General features: G+C 50.0%; 1 tRNA gene and 1 rRNA gene. Both read left to right on the top strand.

From position 1 onward, the window contains the following. The first annotated feature begins 13 nt into the window (after nucleotides 1–13). A 16S ribosomal RNA gene (locus BGC7_RS13720) occupies nucleotides 14–1,542 on the top strand. 129 nt (nucleotides 1,543–1,671) lie between these two features. After that, nucleotides 1,672–1,745: transfer RNA gene (locus BGC7_RS13715), tRNA-Ile, on the top strand. Nucleotides 1,746–1,747: the final 2 nt, after the last annotated feature.

The following is a 1,747-nucleotide window of genomic DNA, read 5'->3' as shown; positions in this document are numbered from 1 at the left end:
AAAATAGAAATATACAAAGAAGAGTTTGATCCTGGCTCAGGATGAACGCTAGCGACAGGCCTAACACATGCAAGTCGAGGGGTAGCAGAGAAGTAGCAATACTTTTGCTGACGACCGGCGCACGGGTGAGTAACGCGTATGCAACCTGCCTACTACAGGGGAATAACCCGGAGAAATTCGGACTAATACCGCATAAAACAGGGGTCCCGCATGGGAATATTTGTTAAAGATTTATCGGTAGTAGATGGGCATGCGTTCCATTAGCTTGTTGGTGAGGTAACGGCTCACCAAGGCAACGATGGATAGGGGAACTGAGAGGTTTATCCCCCACACTGGAACTGAGACACGGACCAGACTCCTACGGGAGGCAGCAGTGAGGAATATTGGTCAATGGGCGAGAGCCTGAACCAGCCAAGTCGCGTGAAGGAAGACTGCCTTATGGGTTGTAAACTTCTTTTATACAGGAATAAAAAGACCTACGTGTAGGTTATTGCATGTACTGTATGAATAAGCATCGGCTAACTCCGTGCCAGCAGCCGCGGTAATACGGAGGATGCGAGCGTTATCCGGATTTATTGGGTTTAAAGGGTGCGTAGGCGGGATTTTAAGTCAGCGGTGAAATTTGGGGGCTCAACCCTCACACTGCCGTTGAAACTGGCTGTCTTGAGTGCGGATGAAGTAGGCGGAATGCGTGGTGTAGCGGTGAAATGCATAGATATCACGCAGAACTCCGATTGCGAAGGCAGCATACCGGGCCGCAACTGACGCTGATGCACGAAAGCGTGGGTATCAAACAGGATTAGATACCCTGGTAGTCCACGCCGTAAACGATGATTACTAGTTGTATGCGATATACCGTATGTGACTAAGCGAAAGCGATAAGTAATCCACCTGGGGAGTACGCCGGCAACGGTGAAACTCAAAGGAATTGACGGGGGCCCGCACAAGCGGAGGAACATGTGGTTTAATTCGATGATACGCGAGGAACCTTACCCGGGCTTGAAATGCAGAAGACGATCTATGAAAGTAGATTTCCAGCAATGGCTTCTGTGTAGGTGCTGCATGGTTGTCGTCAGCTCGTGCCGTGAGGTGTCGGCTTAAGTGCCATAACGAGCGCAACCCTCATCATTAGTTACTAACAGGTTAAGCTGAGGACTCTAATGAGACTGCCGTCGTAAGATGCGAGGAAGGTGGGGATGACGTCAAATCAGCACGGCCCTTACGTCCGGGGCGACACACGTGTTACAATGGATGGTACAAAGGGTTGCTACTTGGTGACAAGATGCTAATCTCAAAAACCATTCCCAGTTCGGATCGGAGTCTGCAACTCGACTCCGTGAAGCTGGATTCGCTAGTAATCGCGCATCAGCCATGGCGCGGTGAATACGTTCCCGGGCCTTGTACACACCGCCCGTCAAGCCATGGAAGCCGGGGGGACCTGAAGTACGTAACCGCAAGGAGCGTCCTAGGGTAAAACTGGTGACTGGGGCTAAGTCGTAACAAGGTAGCCGTACCGGAAGGTGCGGCTGGAACACCTCCTTTCTGGAGTTTCTGTCCGAAGGTATGTACCATTAACGGTATTACACTCATTGAATTTGTTGTATTTTATTTTAAAACATATAAGAGAAACCAGGAAGCTGAAGCCGAATCGGTTTCAGGTGGAAAGAAGCCAGTCCTATAGCTCAGTTGGTTAGAGCGCTACACTGATAATGTAGAGGTCGGCAGTTCAAATCTGCCTGGGACTACC

Origin of the sequence: Dysgonomonas sp. BGC7 (genome assembly GCF_001261735.1) — a bacterium.
Classification (GTDB): Bacteria; Bacteroidota; Bacteroidia; order Bacteroidales; family Dysgonomonadaceae; genus Dysgonomonas.
The sequence above is the reverse complement of the archived record's forward strand: the minus strand, read 5'-3'. Positions and strand labels throughout refer to the sequence as shown.